This window comes from Bacillus yapensis, assembly GCF_005280205.1.
Lineage (GTDB): Bacteria > Bacillota > Bacilli > Bacillales > Cytobacillaceae > Robertmurraya > Robertmurraya yapensis.
On record NZ_SUND01000004.1, the window covers coordinates 147,745 to 165,386 of the forward strand.

Below are 17,642 nucleotides of genomic sequence, written 5' to 3' on the forward strand. Positions count from 1 at the left end.
GCGAGGAGTATATTGTGTTAATCTTCGGTTACTCGGCACTTAGCCTGATTAAAATGTTTCCGACTTTGGAAAACGATGCGATTTTATATTGTTATTACTTGAAAGTTGATATCACATATTCTGGTTTAATAAAATTGCATCCGTGTTAGACTATGAAATAGCAATTGTAGAGGGGGGTGTTACACTTATGGAATTTTTCCAAAGCCAAGACTCGCTTACAGCTATGGAATGGGCTTTGCGGGCTGTTGTTGCTTATTTCTTTTTATTAATTGTCACTAGAGTTCTTGGCCAGCGTGCTATCTCACAGCTTAGACCGCTTGATTTTGCTATGGCACTGGTCATTGGTAATATTATTGCTCATCCACTATCAGACGAACATCTTGGTTTAAAAGGCTCTATCATCACCACCGTCGTATTAGTGGTCTTGTACATTTTGAGTATTTATATCATTCTCAAATGGCCATGGGGTAGAAAAATAATGACCCCTGAACCAATTACCATTGTCAAGGATGGAGAAATCATCTATAAGGGGTTAAAAAGGGCAAGGATAACGCTAGATTTATTATTAGAAGAATTACGAGAAGAAAAGATTGTTGATGTGAAGAAAGTAGCCTTAGCCATTTGGGAGGCACACGGGAAGTTTTCAATCTTTTTAGATCCAAAATACGAGCCTTTAACTCCTTCAACGATGCAGACAGGTACAAAGCCATTTGATTTTCCGAAGACCATAATCAAAGAAGGAAAATTGAATACGGTAGAGTTGATACATACTAAAAAGAACGAAGAATGGGTTATTTCTAAGTTAGAAAACTTATATCAAACAGAATTAAAAAATGTTTTGCTTGCCACCCTTGACAGCCAAGATAATCTCAAGGTTTTCCTATATAAATAGACTTAAATCATTTCCGTTAAGAATTGATTTAAGCCTATTTTTTATTTTAAATCTATTATTGCGTCACTTACAACTGCTCCGACACAATCAATACTGGCTCTGTAGAATTAATAATATCCTTTACCGTAAACCTTTTTCGATTACACCATCTTCTGTTTCTCTACTGTCCTCACAGCACACGCTAATTTTTCGTCATAATCAACAATTCCATTAGCAGTTGACTGACTCGTTCAATCTGGTTTTCGTGCAATTGTCTTAACAGAAATGGAATTTCCAGAGAACCTTTCTTCTAGTAATAGGATGGTGGTTAGCTCTTCAGACACGAGAAAATAGTTTGGTTTGATACGGCTTTACGTAAATATAGGAAAATGATTAATTTACTTTTTATGGTATTATATAATCAAAAGAACATGTAAATGGGAGAACTATATGTTGATAACTATTGAAAAAGCATCCATTTTGGATGCCGAAAAGCTAACAGAAATAATGAAGGAAACATTTGATGAAGAAGCAAGGAGATGGCTAATAAATCAAGATGTCATAGATTACAATATCCAACCTCCTGGTTATTCTTCAGTTGAAATGACTAAATAGATGATTGAAGAATTAACATATTACAAAATAATCTATAACAAAGATATTGTTGGCGGCATTATAGTGACCATAACGGGTAAGTCCTTTGGGAGAATCGACCGTATTTTTATTGCCCCTAAAAATCAAGGGAAAAAAATTGGTTCAAGAGCAATAGAATTAATAGAGGAAGAATTTCCGAACGTAAGAACTTGGGACCTGGAGACATCGAGTAGACAAATTAATAACCACCATTTTTACGAAAAAATGGGTTATAAAACTACTTTTAAAACAGAGGACGAATATTGCTATATCAAGAGAAAAGAAAGCTCTATAGCGTTAGAGAACCTAATCGAAAATAAAGATATTTCGAATGTTCAATATGAAAGTTGCAATATGGAAAAAACAGAGTGCTATCAAGGAAATTTAGCGGGAAGCTCTTTTAGCAATAGCAACCTAATGGATACTCATTTCAATAACTGCAACGTTAGTCACTCAAAGTTCCAAAATATAAATTTCAAACATTCTCTATATGCTGATTTAAACCTTTCTCATAGCATGATGAGATTGGTTACTTTAGGCGGTGTTCGTTTTATAGACACAGACCTTGGGGATGAGAAAGAACCAATCTCGTTTGAAAGATGTGATCTTCAGGGGACTAAAATTAGTAATAGCAATCTAAGAAACCTACAAATTCAAAATTGTGACCTAACAGGAATGACAATAGATAATATTCCTGTAGAAAAACTACTTGAAGTATATTATCAAGAGCATAAAAAGTAAGTAAATATTAATTTGGAGAGTACAGGGTTTCCTTGATAGTATTTTTATACATCACGCAGAATTTAAGTTTTGACAAGTACTGAGGAACATCTAATTTATCCACCACTCCCGATATCTATAAATTGGTATTGGGTATTATATTCTCATAGTAAAGGAGAAGATACATATGAATAAAGAGCAATTGGTTGAAAGCGCACGATTCATCATGAAAAATGCTTATATCCCTTATTCGAAATTTCCGGTTGGAGCTACACTTTTACTGAAAGATGGCACTGTCATTAATGGTGTGAACGTAGAAAATGTTTCATTTGGAGCAACAAATTGTGCCGAAAGAACAGCTATTTTTACAGCAATAGCACAGGGTTATAAAAAAGGTGATTTCGAGGCGATTGCTGTAGCTGGCGATACGGAAGATTTTCTTCCCCCTTGTAGCATTTGTAGACAAGTATTAGCAGAATTTTGTTCCCCTGAAATGCCCGTCTATTTAACGAATAGGAAGAAAGAAATCAAAGAACTGACTTTAAGAGAATTGCTGCCTTACGCATTCACAGATTTAGAAATGTGATTAAGGTAATAGGCCTGAGCCTCAACACTGTAATATGTTACAGTACTAGGGTTCAGGCCACTTTTAATCGTAAAAACTAAAAATCATACTGGAAATAGACGGCTGAAATAATATCCTATGAATGAACATCTGTATGCAATAGCAGGTCAGAATTACTAACAGTGAACCTGAGCGATACAGTCGAACCCCCTTCCTCATTAAATACAGGTCAGGAAATTTCACAACTTACATCGAACTCAACCACAAATCTGTAGCTATTTCTAGCTCTTTATTGAGTTCGTCCTTTTTGTTATACAAGTCTGTAAGCTCCTTGTAATCCACCTGTTCTACTGTCATCGCTGCCTCTATTTGTTTTAATTCCTTTTCAAGGCTATCAATTTTGGCTAGTAATCTTTCTTCATTTACTTTCTTCTCTTTTGTAGACTTAGGTTTGCTAGAAGCAGGTATGGCAACTTTCTTTAGTGGTACATCTAACTTTTCTTTTTCATTTTTATAATCATCGAAATTTCCAGGATAACTTTTTAGACGATGACCTTCAATGGCTATCACCCGATCACTCATTTTATTAATGAAATAGCGATCATGAGAGATAAAGAAAATCGTTCCTTTAAAGTCTTGTAGTGCTTCCTCCAGTGTCTCAATCGAATCAATATCAAGATGATTGGTTGGCTCATCTAGAATTAATAGGTTGATCTCTTGATACAGGAGAATCGCTAGCTTAAGTCGAATTCGCTCTCCACCTGACAAATACTTCACTTTTTTAAACACACTAGATCCAAAGAACATAAACTTTGCTAGATACTCTCGTGCTTTCCCCTCAAGTATCGAGATATCTTCTCGAAACACTTCAATTAACATGAGCTCTTCATTAGAGAATGCAATTTTTTGAGGCAAATATGCGACCTTCACACTCGCGCCTAATTCAATTTTTCCTGAATCTGCTTGTTCTTCCCCTAACAGCATCCTTAGGAAAGTCGTCTTCCCACTCCCGTTTGGACCGATAAGTCCGACTCTTTCCCCATAATGAATCATGATTTCAGCGTTATGAAAAATACATTTATCTTGATACCTTTTTGAGAGTCCTGATGCCTTGATTACTTCTTTTCCGGAGCGGTCAGAATCAGTAAAGTTTAATTTCATATTTTTTCTTTCGGAATTCGGTTTATCGATCCGTTCCATTTTCTCTAATCGTTTCTGCATACTTGCAGATCTTCTAAAGAATTTATTATTGTCTGCCCTCATTGCCCAATCTCGTAAATCTTTTATCGTTTTCTCCATTGCGTTTATTTTTTTCTGCTGTTCTCGAAATTGCTCAAATTGGATCCGTATATTCTCTTCTTTTTGCTCTACAAATGAAGAATAATTGCCTTTATACGAAATAGACTCTTTATCTTCAATCTCAACGATTTTTGTCGCTACATGGTCGAGAAAATAACGGTCATGAGATACGATTAAGACAATCCCCTTATAACTTTTCAAATAACTTTCGAGCCATTCAATCGATTCCATATCCAAATGGTTCGTCGGCTCATCGAGGAGTAAGATGTCTGGACTATGGATTAATAGCTTTCCAAGAATGACAGTCGTTTTTTCTCCACCACTGAGGGTGTCGAAATCTCTTTGTAAAAAGTCATCGTCCATCTTTAATCCTGTACAAACCTTGCTTAATTTTTCCGCACGGTCATAGCCGCCTTTTACCTCAAATAATTGCACCAGTTCACTATATTTATGGAGTATCTTATCAAGAGCGTTTCCTTCTAATAGTTTCATCTGTGACTCAAGTTCACGCATCTGTATTTCAAGCGTATCTACTTCTTCAAATGCGAGATTAAGAATATCTAGCACTTTTAGTTCTTCTGGATACTTTGGCATTTGCTCCAGATAGGCAGTGGTCGCATCACGGGGTATGGTGTGAAACAACCCTTCATCATACCCCTTACTTGACGTTTGAGGGTAACCTGGATAATAGTTCATTGGCTCAATGCCTGCGATGATTTTCAGAATTGTACTTTTGCCGCTTCCATTTACCCCAACAATCCCAACCTTATCTCCGTTATAGGCCTCAAATGTAATATTTTCCACTACAAGTGTTGCTTCCATATATTTTTTAATACCGTTTACTTTAAGCTCTAACATATCTCTTCCTTCTTTCATCCATTATGTCGTTACGCCATTAATGGACAGGCAAAGAAGTCCTCTACTTTTTGAGACGATTACAATGTGCAAGTAATATATAAATTTAAGTCAGTCTTCATCTACCTACGAAAAAAGACCGTAAGAAGATATCACTTCTTACGGTCTGGTGGTACCCAATAAACATAAAAACACTATGGTTACCAATTCTAAGAACAATCCGATGTTCTTATTGTATTCCCGTATAGAAAAGTAAGTATCCTTCTAAATTGCCTGATTCCTAACGGCATAACAAATAAACCTCATTTATTAGGTGAATTTGCAAACATACACATTAAAAATCTTTATTAATTTTGAAACAAATTAATAATTAGCAATTAGATGGCATCATACACTTACTTCCCTCCTTATAATTAATCTAATTATGACACTATTTATATATTTTGTAAATATGGAAAAATTCAAGAGTTCGCACGCAACAAAATCTCTTTGCTTAGCGAACTGACCATTTGAATCTCTAATAGGATCATAGGCGGTTTTATTTTATTTTTCTATAGGTCATATCCTTTTCTCTTACTGTTGCAATAACTCGACGTCCATCAAAGTCGCCTGGAATGAACTTGGAAGCCAGCCTTCGGTAAGTGAATGTATAGCCGGGCCAGAGAGTGCTGTTACGACCAGCCTTATCTAAGTACCAGCTTTTACAGCCCCCAGCAGTCCAAACGCTGCCACGCATATATTTTTCAACCAGTTCCACGAATTGTTCCTGCGCTTTCTGAGTTGGTTCAATAATTTCAAGCTTGTTTTTCCTCATATGTTTTAGCGTTTTCATCATTTGTTTTACTTGAGCTTCGATCATAAAAATGACCGAGGAATGACCTAGTCCAGTATTTGGACCTTGAAGCAAAAATAGATTTGGAAAGCCCGCAACCATTGTTCCCATATATGCCTTTGGACTTCCATTCCACTCTTGGGCAAGGGAATGTCCTTCTCTCCCGTATATATGGTGAGCCAAAGGCAGGTCCTTTACTTGAAACCCAGTGCCGAAGATAATCGTATCAACCTCTATCTTTTTACCCTCATTGTCGATGACAGAGTCCTCTGTGACCTCTGCTATTCCTGTTGTATTTACTTCGACGTTTTCCTTTGCAAGGGCTGGATAGTACGTATTGGAAAGGAGAATTCTTTTACAACCAATCGTGTAATTAGGCGTTAGTTTTTCACGTAGAATTGGATCCTCAATAGCATGGTGTAAGTGTTTTAAAGAAGTTTCTTGAACGTTCTTCATTTTCTCTGGGTTTCGAAACCCTTGTACGAGAAGTTCACGCTGTAAATATATCTTTAATCGTTTTCCTTTTTGAAGAAGTGGAAAACGTTGATACCATTTTCGAGTGTTCAGACTAATTGGCTCATCCAATCTTGGAAGTACCCAAGGAGCTGTCCGTTGAAAAACATGTAAGGAAGCTACCTCTGGCTGAATTTCAGGAATGAATTGAATAGCCGATGCACCTGTTCCAACAACCGCAATCCGTTTTCCTTTAGGGGAGTAATTCTTTGGCCAGGTGGCGGAGTGAAAGGTTTCTCCTTTAAAATTCTCGATCCCTTTGATGCGAGGAATCAATGGATCACTTAAAACACCGAATGCACCTACCACATGAGTTGCTCTATACACGCCTTTGCTCGTTTGAATCTCCCATTCTCCCTCCGACTCTATCCAATTCATTTTCCTTACTTCATGGTGGAATCTTATATGATCAAATAGCCCGAATGCATTTGCGCAATCTCTTAGGTATTGATGGATTTCAGCTTGCCCTGAAAATGACCGACTCCAATTAGGATTCGGAAAAAAAGAGAAGGAAAAGAGGTGCGATTGGACATCACAGGCACATCCAGGATAATGATTGTCTCTCCAGACACCTCCAACATCATTGCTTCGCTCCAGTATGATGATGTCATTGATCCCTTCTTGTTTCAGCTTGACTGCTGCAGCAATTCCTCCGAAACCAGTTCCAATAATGACCACTTTCGCCTTGTTATTCATAACGTTCCCCCCTCTTCTTCAGAGTATCTAATTCCTATTTTGAAGATTTTCTTTTCTGAAGATCTGCCAGAATCATAGGGTATAGACGATCAATTTTAAAGAAGTATAGGAGAATCAGTTGAATGATCACAAGGGCTATTGGAATATAAATGTTTAATACGATGATCATTTGTTTAGCAAGCGATGTTTGTTCGGCCACTCCTCCGATGTAACCACCAAAGGCTAATAACCAACCGATTAACGCAATCCCGAGTCCTGAACCGACCTTAATCCCCAAACTAGCAGCACTATTAATAAGACCTTCTGTTCGTAGCTTGAACTGCCATTCTCCAAATTCGACTGTATCATTTACCATTGCCACTGTAAGGGCTAGACCTGGCATGGCTCCAAGCCCTCCAATAGCAGAGCCTAACAAAAATGTTGTCAAATTAGTGGGGTCAATCATACGGATAAAACCTCCAAGCATAAATAAGAGACATCCCGCCATCGTCACGTTCCTTTTTCCAAAGCGTTTGACGAATGGTCCCACAAAAAACAGTCCAACTAGCATAGGGGCTGATATCGCCAGCCCAACTAATGGATAATAGTTGATATTTCCTAATATATACTGGGAGTAAAACAAAACTGCACCCTGCGTCAGGGCTATCGTCGCATTGAAAGTAATACTGTAGCTTGTAATAATCCACCAATATTTATTTCTAAATAATGCATTCAATCCTTTTTTTAGTGGCACTGTAAAGTTCATTTCTTCATGTAAGCCAACTCTCTCTTGAACTACGCGAAAAGTCACAAATAAGGTGATAATGGTTAGTACCCCATAAATGATTGAAAGGTTCGTCCAACCAATGGAAGAAGCCAATGGTTGCGTTAATGTCATCACGATTAAATTTCCGATCATCGTAAATATCGCTGTATAAATATTAGCAATGGAGCGACTGTGCTGGTGCTGAGTCATGACACCCATCAGCGTCTTGTAGGGGATAGCAATCATCGTAAAAAAAATGCTGAATAAGAAGTATGTTGTATAAGCAAAGACGAGCTTTCCAGAATAGCTTATATCGGGGACTGAAAAAAGAAATACGGTTGTTACGGCAAATGGTACGGATATCCAAAGTAGCCAAGGTCGTGCTTTCCCGTACGTTGACTTGGTTCTATCTACGATAAACCCCATTCCAACATCCGCAATCCCGTCGATCAATCGAACGACTAGCATTAGCGTCCCAACAGCAGCTGCGGCAATTCCAACCTCATCCGTGTAGTAGAAGGTTAAAAAAGCTCCGATCCATGTGGATACTGCATATATTCCGAAGCTACCCAGTCCATAAGACCATAATTCTTTCCGTTTTGGCTGTTCCATTTCATACGATTCATATATCCGAATATCCTCTTGTTTTGACTCAAGCATAAGGACTCCCCCTTCAAATAGAGCGGAACTTTTATGGATAAATCTTTGAATCTCAAAACAGATTGCTTATACCTTTTTCTCATTATGAAAATAGTAGAAAAGCGATAAAAAATGTGCACCTCATGGGTGCGGGGATGAAAGGGTACCGTTTTTAGACAGTACCCTTTAAAAATAGACCGTTTTATAAAACTCCTGCCTCTGTTTCAGACATCCTATAAATATCTTCGATTCTCCTTCCTTTTGCTCTCGTCAGAATTTCGATTCTTACTTGGAGCTGCTTCATAGAGAACTCTGGTCCTTCGAGAGGTTTGCCAAAGGCTGAAATTTCTTCACCTTCAGTGCCCTCTGTATTTAATTGAATAGCAAGTGGTGCCAATTCTTGTAATTTTTTCATGATGATATCGTATACATGAGGGTGTTCACAAATGAGTCTTTGCAATAGGAATGTACCATAACCAATATGTCGAGATTCGTCTCTTTTCAAATGTCCGATTCCCTTCAGGAGGCCTGGCATATAGCCGATATCTTCAAGAGAATTGTAAAAAGAATAGTATCCAGTCTCTGCTAGAACCCCTTCGACAAACATATTGTATACAGTGGAAGCCTCTGCGATTGCTTCAGGCGACTGATCCGTCTCAATTCGCTGCATAGCCGTCGGTAAAATTTCATAGAAGATCTTTTTGTAAGTATCGGAATGAAAATGAGACAAGTCTCCTTTTTCACCGATCGTATTTAACACAAGTCTAAAAAATTCCGTATGCTTTGCTTCTTCATACAAGAACGTTGTTAAGAACATTTCCTCTTCTAATCGCCCCTCTTTTGCAATGGCCATCATTAAAGGGAGTAAATCAAGCGTTACTGCTTCTTCTCCAGCCTGGAACATGGAAATGAGGCGTAGAATTCCTTCTCGCTGTTCATCCGTCATTCTTTGCCAATCGATCGCATCTTGTGAAAAATCGATGTCGGCCGGATTCCATATTCCAAACTTTTTAGCTTTTTGGTAAAGACGATAAGGCAATGAATCTTCATTAATACCCCTGCTACTTGTGGTTAAAATCACTCTTTCTTTCATTTTTCATCCTCCTCATTTTTGAAAGCGATTACATTTTATTTATCTATATCATTTAAACGATTACTCCCACAAATAATATACAACTCCATTTTCCACTTCTAGCTGTATTTCATTCCTAGCAACTAACAAATCAAGCAACGAGACGGTGTCCGTTAAAAGGAGCCATAATGCATTTTCGTATTTGTCAGGATACAGACCTTGTGTCAGTTGAAAACTTGTTTTCTTCCCGTCTCGAAGGAAATTTTTGACTCTTTGTGCCCGCTTATCAATTTTTCTCAGCGTCTCATGAATATGCTGTTGCACATCTTCCATTGCTTCCCCATGTCCTGATAGTGCAAGTGAAACTGGGAAGGTTAAACACTTTTCTAGACTCTCTATATATTGTATTAATGGCTTAGACCTAATAGACTCAGGAGCAATCGGTGCCTCAAGAAATATACCAGAGGGCATATGCTTAATGAGGAGATCACCGCTTACGAACACTTGGTCTCTCGGTCGATATAGAGAAATATGACTTTGTGCATGTCCTTTTGTTTCGAACACTCTCCATTCAGATAAGCCTGGAATGAAGCTTCCTTCCTCTATATTTATGAAGTCTACTTTCGTTTTTAACTCGTCGTCTTCATTTGAAGAAGCAAGCCGTTTAATAAATTTCTCAGGTACTCCTTGTTCTTGAAAAAAGGTCGTGAAGAACGTCCTTGCCCACTTAAAATATTTTTCGTCCTGTTCTAAATAAGGACGGCAATTAGGGTGAGCATAGACTGGAATCGGGTTACGTTCAAGCAACCAATTTATTAGCCCAATATGGTCAGTATGATGATGGGTCAAGACTACTTGCTCAATATCCATAATCGAGTAACCGCGCTCATTTAATGCAGCATTGAATTGTTCCCATGCCCTCTCCAAACGTCTACCAGCATCAACAAGAGTCAATTTTTCCCCTTTGATTAGAAAAAGATTAACTGGACCAATGGGCCATTCCGTTGGTAACTCTATGATTTCTATATCTTCAATTTTTGTTGTTTTCATATTATGCACACCTAATTATCTCTATTCGTTCAGAGGAATTTTTTCATGATCAATTTGTGTCGGTGCTCATTTACACTCCAGGTTCCTACAACATTTCACTCTTTTAAACTTCTACCAGCTTCACCGCATTTTTTCTCGCAACTGGTCTGTCCTCAAACTCGTCTATGGCCACTTTCGCAATGTTTTCATGATGGAAATAGCTATCTCCTAAGACTGCTGCACTTCTTCTAGCTCTCTTAAAAAATAGGTGCATATCATTTTCCCATGTGAACCCTATGCCTCCATGCATTTGTATGGCATCTCCACACACCTGGATTCCCGCATTTGATGTATAGGATTTTGCGATCGAAATGGCAAGATCCGCTTCCTCGTTATCAGAATCTAAGGCCCAAGCGGCATACTCAACCGCTGCCTTTCCGCTTTCCACCTTTAAATACATGTCTGCAGCCATATGTTTCATTGCTTGGAAACTGCCAATTACTTTCCCAAACTGTGTCCGTTGTTTTGTATATTCAACCGTGTCATAGAGTGCTCGCTCTGCACAACCAACCAGTTCGGCGGAAAGCAACAATGCACCTAGCTTCCTCATTTGATCCATGAGATATTTGCCACGACCCATCCCTACCCCTTTTACGATAGCGCTTTCATCTAAGTGGTAATTTAAGAGACTGATATCATAAAGTGGATAGGTCAGATCAATAGAGTTTGCATCACGAATGACAAGGTTCGTGCTTTTTGGATTGATGACCACGAGTGTTTCTTCTTCATCTGGCGTACGACCTTTACCAAGTACTCGAACATTGGCTAAAATGACATCTGCATCCTTCGCAAATGGTACTTCCCTCAGTGTTCCATCCAAACTATAACCATGATCCGTCTTTCTGGCCTTTGCATCGATATTCACCCATGCGATCGTTAAGCTCTTTTTACCATTCTCAATTTCATTGACTAAACTTGAATGGTTGCTGCACGTTTTTAATGCTGACACCCCTACCATCGTTTCTAACAATGGGTAGGTTAATAGATGTCTCCCTGCCTCTTGCGCTACTAAAATAGCGTTCACAATTCCTTTTCCATCTTCCCCACTACCGTCTAAATCGATGATCCCTAGTAAGCCCTGATCACTTAATAACTTCTGCATATCTTGAGAAATGGTCTGGTCCTCCATAAAGCTCCGCACATGTTCGATTGTATTCTTATTCTTAAACATATCCCTTACACTTTTTCTCAGCATCTTCTCTTCATCATTAAGTCCAAAAAACATCCTCTCACCCCTACCTTGGCATGCCAAGAACTCTCTCGGCAATGATATTTTTTTGAATCTGTGAAGTTCCTGCATAAATCGTTTCGCCGCGAGAACCTAAATCAATTTCCTGTAATACTCCACGTCCTACCGTCTCTTTTCCAATATATGGACCTTCTTCACCGAGAACCTCTAAGCCTAATTTGCCCATGTTCAAATGCATCGTGGACCAAAATAATTTTTGTAAAGACGCTTCAGGTCCTAATTTCCCTTCGTTTAAAAGCTGACTGATTGTTTTCAGTCCATGATAACGGAGGATTCGGATTTCAGCGAATAGTTCCGCCAGCTTTTGACGATAGTAGCTATTTTGACTTATATTTTCACCATTCTTATTCAAAGATTTGCTGATTTGGACTAATGTATTGAATTCATTTTGAAAGCGAACCTGTCGTCCAAGAGCTAAAGTTCCTCTCTCAAAACCGAGTGTGCCCATGGCTACATTCCAGCCATTGTTCACACCACCGACCACATTTTCTTGCGGAATTGATACATGATCAAAAAAGACTTCATTAAAATCTCTATTTCCATTTATTTGAACTAAAGGGCGAACTGTGATGCCTTCGCTATTCATCGGGACAAGAAAAAGCGTGATCCCTTTATGTTTTGGAAGGTCATGATCCGTTCTAGCTAACATAAAGCACCACTCTGCATGGTGGGCGAAACTAGTCCAGACCTTCTGACCGTTGATAACCCATCTGTCTCCAACTAATTCAGCTCGTGTTTGAATTGCGGCTAAATCAGATCCAGCATTTGGTTCTGAGAATCCTTGACACCAAACCTCATCCCCTTTTAATAGAGGAGGGAGAAATCGTTGTTTTTGTTCCTCTGTACCAAATAATAATAGGGTTGGAGCAAAAAGTAATTTTCCAATAACATTAATTCCACCGGGTGCATTTAGTTTGCCAGCTTCCTCGTCATAAATAATTTCTTCCACATGCGTAAGTCCCTGGCCCCCATATTCTTTGGGCCATGATATTCCTGCATAGCCCCCCTCATATAACTTACGATCCCAATTTCGTAAAATTTTGCCCCGTTCAGCTTCATCATCCGGCCATTCAAACACTGGTGTTCCCCATCCTTCTGGAATGTTATTGATTAACCATTCTCTGGCCTGTTGCCGATATTCTTCCTGTTTTTCATTAAATGCAAGATCCATCTGTACCACCTCTTTTACTTTTTTTCTATTACTGTTTTTGATAAAATAAGGCCAAATCATGCGTATAAGATTTGATTACTCCCTCCTTTATCTTCTATTCTCAGCTCGACTAATAATGGTAGACTCCAGCTTATGTAATTCACAGTAGAAAAATTGATTTCTAGTTCGTTTTAATAATATTATAAATATTTTGACTATTCAACACATATTTGCTATCTTTTTATTAGATATTAATGTGGAACTATATTTTTGTAAGCGTATACATTTTACTGTAATTTATTTTAGATAGGAGGATTATTATGCTTCTCACTCATTTGATCGATTTTTCAAAAGAAGAGTATGGTGAATATCCCTTCTTATATTACGAGAATAAGGTATACACAAACTTCGAAGTAGAAAAGTTTGCCAAAAAAGTATCAGTCATGTTAAGAGAACATGACATCGCAGATGGAGAAAGAGTGGTTGTCAGCATTCCAAATTGCCCGGAGGTTATCTATTCTTATCAAGGCATCTTACGTTCAAGAAGCATTGTTATCCCTGTTCTACATCTCTTACATCCTAGTGAAATTCACTTCATTCTTACTGATTCAAAAGCTAAGGCAATCTTTACATCTTCTCAAGTACTCCCAAAATTCCTTGAAGCAATTAAGGGCCTTTCTTATAAACCACTTTTTATTGTGGTAGATCAAATTGACGACCCCTCCCTTCTAGTAGAGCATGATATGATCCTCCTTCATGAAACGATTGACGCTATTGATGAATCAAAGGAGTGGTTAAAGGATGCACACGAAAACGATGTTGCAGTGATTCTTTATACCTCTGGTACAACGGGTAGACCGAAAGGCGTCATGCTTACCCACAAGAATCTCTATAGCAATTCGAAAACAACCTATAATCTATCAATAGAAAAAGAGAATTCTACACGAAGAACAACATTAGGCGTATTGCCTCTAGCTCATGCTTTTGGGTTTACGGTGATGAATTCTAGTATTCTATTAGGAAATTCTGTTGTGATATTCTCAAAATTTGATGTGCAACAGCTTTTTGAAAGTATTGAAAAGCACAAAGTCTCTTCATTTGCTGCGGTCCCAGCCATGATTCATGCTATGGTAGCTTCGCCGCTCGCTGATACATATGATTTAACAAGCCTAGAATCAGTGGCAAGTGGCTCTGCATCCCTCCCGATAGCTCTTATACAGGCATTCAAGAAAAAATTTAATGCAGAAATTCGCGAAGGATATGGTCTATCTGAAGCAACTACCATTGTGACTACGAGTCGAGATGGAATGCCTGTCAAACATGGCTCCGTAGGCGTGCCCATTCCAGGAGTGGAAATTAGAATTATAGATGAGCACGGAAATGATCTTCCCTCTGGACAAATTGGGGAATTACTTGTAAAAGGTGATAATGTTACCCCTGGCTATTATGGGTTAGTAGAAGAAACGAGGAATACGATACGAGATGGATGGCTTTATACTGGTGACCTCGTTAGAATGGATGAAGACGGATACCTCTACATTGTTGATCGTAAAAAGGATTTAGTGATTCGAGGTGGACTTAATATTTATCCTCGAGATGTAGAAGAAGTAATCGTTAAACATGAGGCTGTCTCTGAAGTGGCGGTCGTCGGACTTCCAGATGAAAAAATGGGTGAGGAAATCGTTGCTTATGTTGTTACGAAACCTGGTTTTGATGTGACAAGTGAAGAGATTATTCTATTTAGTCAACAAAAGCTAGCGAAATACAAAACGCCAAAACAGGTATATTTTGTTCAACAGCTTCCGAGAAACGGTGTCGGGAAAATATTGAAGAAAAAACTAAGAGAAATGTATGCGGAGAATAGTTCTTTTTAGCTATCACTACCGAATGACGGAAGTACGTCTGTAAGTGAGATTAGATGATAGAGATAGTTATCCTGATGAAGACTCCCCATCTTTTAGGTGAGGAGTCTTCATCAGTAAATTTCGGCCATAGATTTTTTTGAAAAAAAAGCAACAAGTCTTTATCGTAAGAAAATAAACAGTGTAAAAATACCAGAGATGATGTTATTTTACAGGCTTACATATTTGAAAGGTATTCCCCTAATTGAACAAAGGTGTTGCTGTACCCTTGCCCAGCCCACTCTTTTGAATCATCAAAAGCTTTGATCTCTTCCATTGTAGGTGTAAAGGGAACGACAGTCATAGTTAGAGTTGTTTTTCCTTCATCTTCAGTAAGCGTAATGGTATTCAGGATTTCCATCGGCCAATTTGGAGCAAAAGGTGCACGTACCCTATTAGCTTCTTCATCAGAAAAAAAACTGGAGTAAACAATTTTCTCTGGTGTATTCATTTCACTGTACACAAATTTAATCCACATTACGTCGCCATCAGGAGAGGTTTGGCTGTAGTGAAGAACACCGCCCGGACGGAAATCTCCTCTAGAAACCTCCATTGTCCATCCTTTTGGAAGCCACCAGTTCTTGAGGTGCTCTGGTTCAGTAAGTGCTTGAAATACAAGCTTACGTGGTGCATTGAAAGTATGAGTAGTTTTGATTTGTGTTGCCATGGTCATTCCTCCAATAATTTTAGACTTCATACTCTTTAATTTCTCTCTTTTTACCAATTTATTTACGATAATTTTCTAAATGCAATTTTCTGGTCAAGGAATGCCGTGGCTCGCAAAATTGCCACACTGGAGGTCATGCCTTTTTCCCTTCCCTCCTCATTAACCTTCCCATCGGCCAATAGGTGATGACAAACACCAATATGCCAATGATTTCAAGATTGATATAATACCAAATCCCGCTTCCAAAGAATGATAGTAATGTTTCCTGTTCTGTTGGTCTTGCTAAGTAGAAGAAATTGGTGTCGAGTAGTTGATTTAAGATAAAAATCGGGACGGCGATCATATTCAAAATTAGAAAGCTTGTCATTATGGCTCTTTTCGGAACTCTGTAGTTTTCGATGAGGATAAAGTACAGCACTGATAAAGGTATAGCCGAGTGATGGAGAAAATATTCAAAGAAATGAAAATGAGGAAATTGCTGCTCCAGGTCAGGAGTAAGCATGCTTAGCATCGCTGGGATCGTACCAATAAAATATAGCAGGTTAAATGCCTTTTGATTTTTTTTAAAGAATAGGAAAAGTGCTAAATATGTACTGAAAGAACAGAGGTGAAGTGGCAAATCATCCATTTCCCATGACCCCGTAACGATTAACCATGTATGCAAGGTGAGCTCACATACTATTAAGATAGTAAATAATGTCCATTTGATGAGTGATTGATATGATTTTAGTTTGTTACTAAAAAAGATGAATCCGAAACATAGGACAAGGAACAGCAAGAACGTAACGATATGCGGTAAAGAAAAAGTTGTGAAATTCTGCATTTCCGAAGAGAAAAACATGCCATCACCTCTGAGATCAAATGGGATACTATTCTTATCATTTTATTCGCCGACTGTCGATTTAAGAAAAGCTTAAGCAAAAAAATAACCGCCTAAGATGTATCTTAGACGGTTTATAACGAAGTAACTCTTATATCCCTCTCTTATGCCTCTAAATTCGCTTTAAGAGATAATTGTCTAGGCCATTCTTTCGTAGTTTACAAGAAGGGCACTCTCCACATCCATCACCAATAATTCCGTTATAGCATGTCAGAGTTTTTTCTCGCACATATTCCAATGCATTCAGGTCGTCGGCAAGTCCCCACGTTTCAGCCTTGTCCAACCACATTAATGGTGTATGAATCACAAACTCTTTATCCATCGATAGATTGATTGAAACATTTAGTGATTTGACAAAGGCATCACGACAGTCTGGGTATCCACTAAAATCGGTTTCACATACGCCTGTGATGATGTGCTTAGCACCAACTTGACTTGCCAATATAGCTGCAAAGGATAAGAAAATTAGGTTTCTCCCTGGGACAAACGTAGAAGGCAATTCCCCGTCTTCCCCTTCTTTGATCTCGATATCGGCACGTGTTAAAGCATTTGGAGCTAATTGATTCAATAAATTCATATCTAATAGGTGATATCTAACATTTAAATCGTTGGCAATTTCTTTGGCACATTCAATTTCTAGTTTGTGTCGTTGATTGTAATTGAACGTCACAGCCTCTACTTCTTTAAACGTCTTCAGTGCCCAAAACAGACAGGTTGTGCTGTCTTGCCCTCCACTAAATACGACAATCGCTTTTTCATCTTTTAACATAAGAAAATCTCCTTTTCCAAAAGAAAAAGCAGTACCCCAAGATCGAAGTACTGCTTCCTCTTAGTTTTTTTAAAGAGGGGTGCTAGAACCTCTACCGTCGGAAATGACGGGTTTTTATTCGCATAAGATGATGATAGCATAAAAATGGATATTGAGGTATAAGAATAGGTTTTAATATTGAATTGTGAAGAATTCTTCTTTGTACAAGAGTTATCAAGCTTCATAGAAAAAGGAGAAGAATATATCCTCTCCTTAAGCTCGTGCTCTCTTTTTATAAGGGTCATCTTTGTAATCCGCTTTTCTTTTATAAACGACTACCCCAGATTCTTCTTTTCCGTTTTTAGTTGGAACAATAGCACGACCACCATTAACCGCTTCTCCAATTTTGTTTGAATGCTTTCCTTTTAATTGACGAGATCTGTTCATGCAGAATCGCCTCCGAAAATTTGGATTTTAATCAAGAATCCATGTCAGTTCGTGTTCTTATTTTAGTAGAA

14 protein-coding genes and 1 pseudogene are annotated in these 17,642 nt (G+C 38.3%); 4 read left to right on the forward strand and 11 right to left on the reverse strand.

Translation table 11 applies throughout. The annotated features are described in order from the left end of the window. The first annotated feature begins 187 nt into the window (after positions 1-187). From FAR12_RS06935 to FAR12_RS06945, 3 genes and pseudogenes are all read left to right on the forward strand, one after another. Entirely contained in the window at positions 188-892 is a 705-nt protein-coding gene (locus FAR12_RS06935) for a DUF421 domain-containing protein (protein WP_126407702.1), read from the forward strand. 429 nt (positions 893-1,321) lie between these two features. After that, a pseudogene (locus FAR12_RS06940) lies at positions 1,322-2,245 on the forward strand (GNAT family N-acetyltransferase). Between the two features lie 166 nt (positions 2,246-2,411). Beyond that, positions 2,412-2,810, forward strand: a complete 399-nt coding sequence (locus tag FAR12_RS06945; protein WP_126407704.1) for a cytidine deaminase — start codon at positions 2,412-2,414, stop codon at positions 2,808-2,810. Positions 2,811-3,035: 225 nt separating this feature from the next. Here FAR12_RS06945 and abc-f read toward each other — a convergent pair whose 3' ends face one another. The 7 genes from abc-f to FAR12_RS06980 all read right to left on the reverse strand — a co-directional run bounded on the left by abc-f (position 3,036) and on the right by FAR12_RS06980 (position 12,949). After that, positions 3,036-4,946, reverse strand: coding sequence for a ribosomal protection-like ABC-F family protein (gene abc-f, locus FAR12_RS06950; RefSeq protein WP_126407706.1), 1,911 nt, complete (start codon positions 4,944-4,946; stop codon positions 3,036-3,038). A gap of 535 nt (positions 4,947-5,481) precedes the next feature. Then, positions 5,482-6,984, reverse strand: a complete 1,503-nt coding sequence (locus FAR12_RS06955) for a flavin-containing monooxygenase (protein ID WP_126407708.1) — start codon at positions 6,982-6,984, stop codon at positions 5,482-5,484. Positions 6,985-7,018: 34 nt separating this feature from the next. Next, a complete protein-coding gene (locus FAR12_RS06960) occupies positions 7,019-8,389 on the reverse strand; it encodes an MFS transporter (protein WP_126407710.1) in 1,371 nt (456 codons plus the stop codon). Positions 8,390-8,570: 181 nt separating this feature from the next. Continuing rightward, positions 8,571-9,461 (reverse strand): R2-like ligand-binding oxidase, encoded by an 891-nt coding sequence (locus FAR12_RS06965; protein ID WP_126407712.1) that lies wholly within the window; start codon positions 9,459-9,461, stop codon positions 8,571-8,573. Positions 9,462-9,521: 60 nt separating this feature from the next. Further along, a complete protein-coding gene (locus tag FAR12_RS06970; protein WP_126407714.1) occupies positions 9,522-10,490 on the reverse strand; it encodes an MBL fold metallo-hydrolase in 969 nt (322 codons plus the stop codon). Between the two features lie 103 nt (positions 10,491-10,593). Then, on the reverse strand, positions 10,594-11,754 hold the full coding sequence (locus tag FAR12_RS06975) for an acyl-CoA dehydrogenase family protein (RefSeq protein WP_170972125.1): 1,161 nt from the start codon (positions 11,752-11,754) through the stop codon (positions 10,594-10,596). Positions 11,755-11,764: 10 nt separating this feature from the next. After that, a complete protein-coding gene (locus FAR12_RS06980; protein WP_126407717.1) occupies positions 11,765-12,949 on the reverse strand; it encodes an acyl-CoA dehydrogenase family protein in 1,185 nt (394 codons plus the stop codon). A 299-nt stretch (positions 12,950-13,248) separates the two neighbouring features. Here FAR12_RS06980 and FAR12_RS06985 point away from each other — a divergent pair, with 299 nt between their 5' ends. Next, a complete protein-coding gene (locus FAR12_RS06985; protein ID WP_126407719.1) occupies positions 13,249-14,802 on the forward strand; it encodes a class I adenylate-forming enzyme family protein in 1,554 nt (517 codons plus the stop codon). Positions 14,803-15,007: 205 nt separating this feature from the next. Here FAR12_RS06985 and FAR12_RS06990 read toward each other — a convergent pair whose 3' ends face one another. The 4 genes from FAR12_RS06990 to FAR12_RS23355 all read right to left on the reverse strand — a co-directional run bounded on the left by FAR12_RS06990 (position 15,008) and on the right by FAR12_RS23355 (position 17,571). Next, entirely contained in the window at positions 15,008-15,496 is a 489-nt protein-coding gene (locus tag FAR12_RS06990) for an SRPBCC domain-containing protein (protein WP_246010319.1), read from the reverse strand. 133 nt (positions 15,497-15,629) lie between these two features. After that, a complete protein-coding gene (locus FAR12_RS06995) occupies positions 15,630-16,319 on the reverse strand; it encodes a YwaF family protein (RefSeq protein ID WP_246010320.1) in 690 nt (229 codons plus the stop codon). A gap of 169 nt (positions 16,320-16,488) precedes the next feature. After that, positions 16,489-17,145 (reverse strand): 7-cyano-7-deazaguanine synthase QueC, encoded by a 657-nt coding sequence (gene queC, locus FAR12_RS07000; RefSeq protein ID WP_126407725.1) that lies wholly within the window; start codon positions 17,143-17,145, stop codon positions 16,489-16,491. A 252-nt stretch (positions 17,146-17,397) separates the two neighbouring features. Further along, positions 17,398-17,571 (reverse strand): hypothetical protein, encoded by a 174-nt coding sequence (locus tag FAR12_RS23355; RefSeq protein ID WP_170972126.1) that lies wholly within the window; start codon positions 17,569-17,571, stop codon positions 17,398-17,400. Positions 17,572-17,642: the final 71 nt, after the last annotated feature.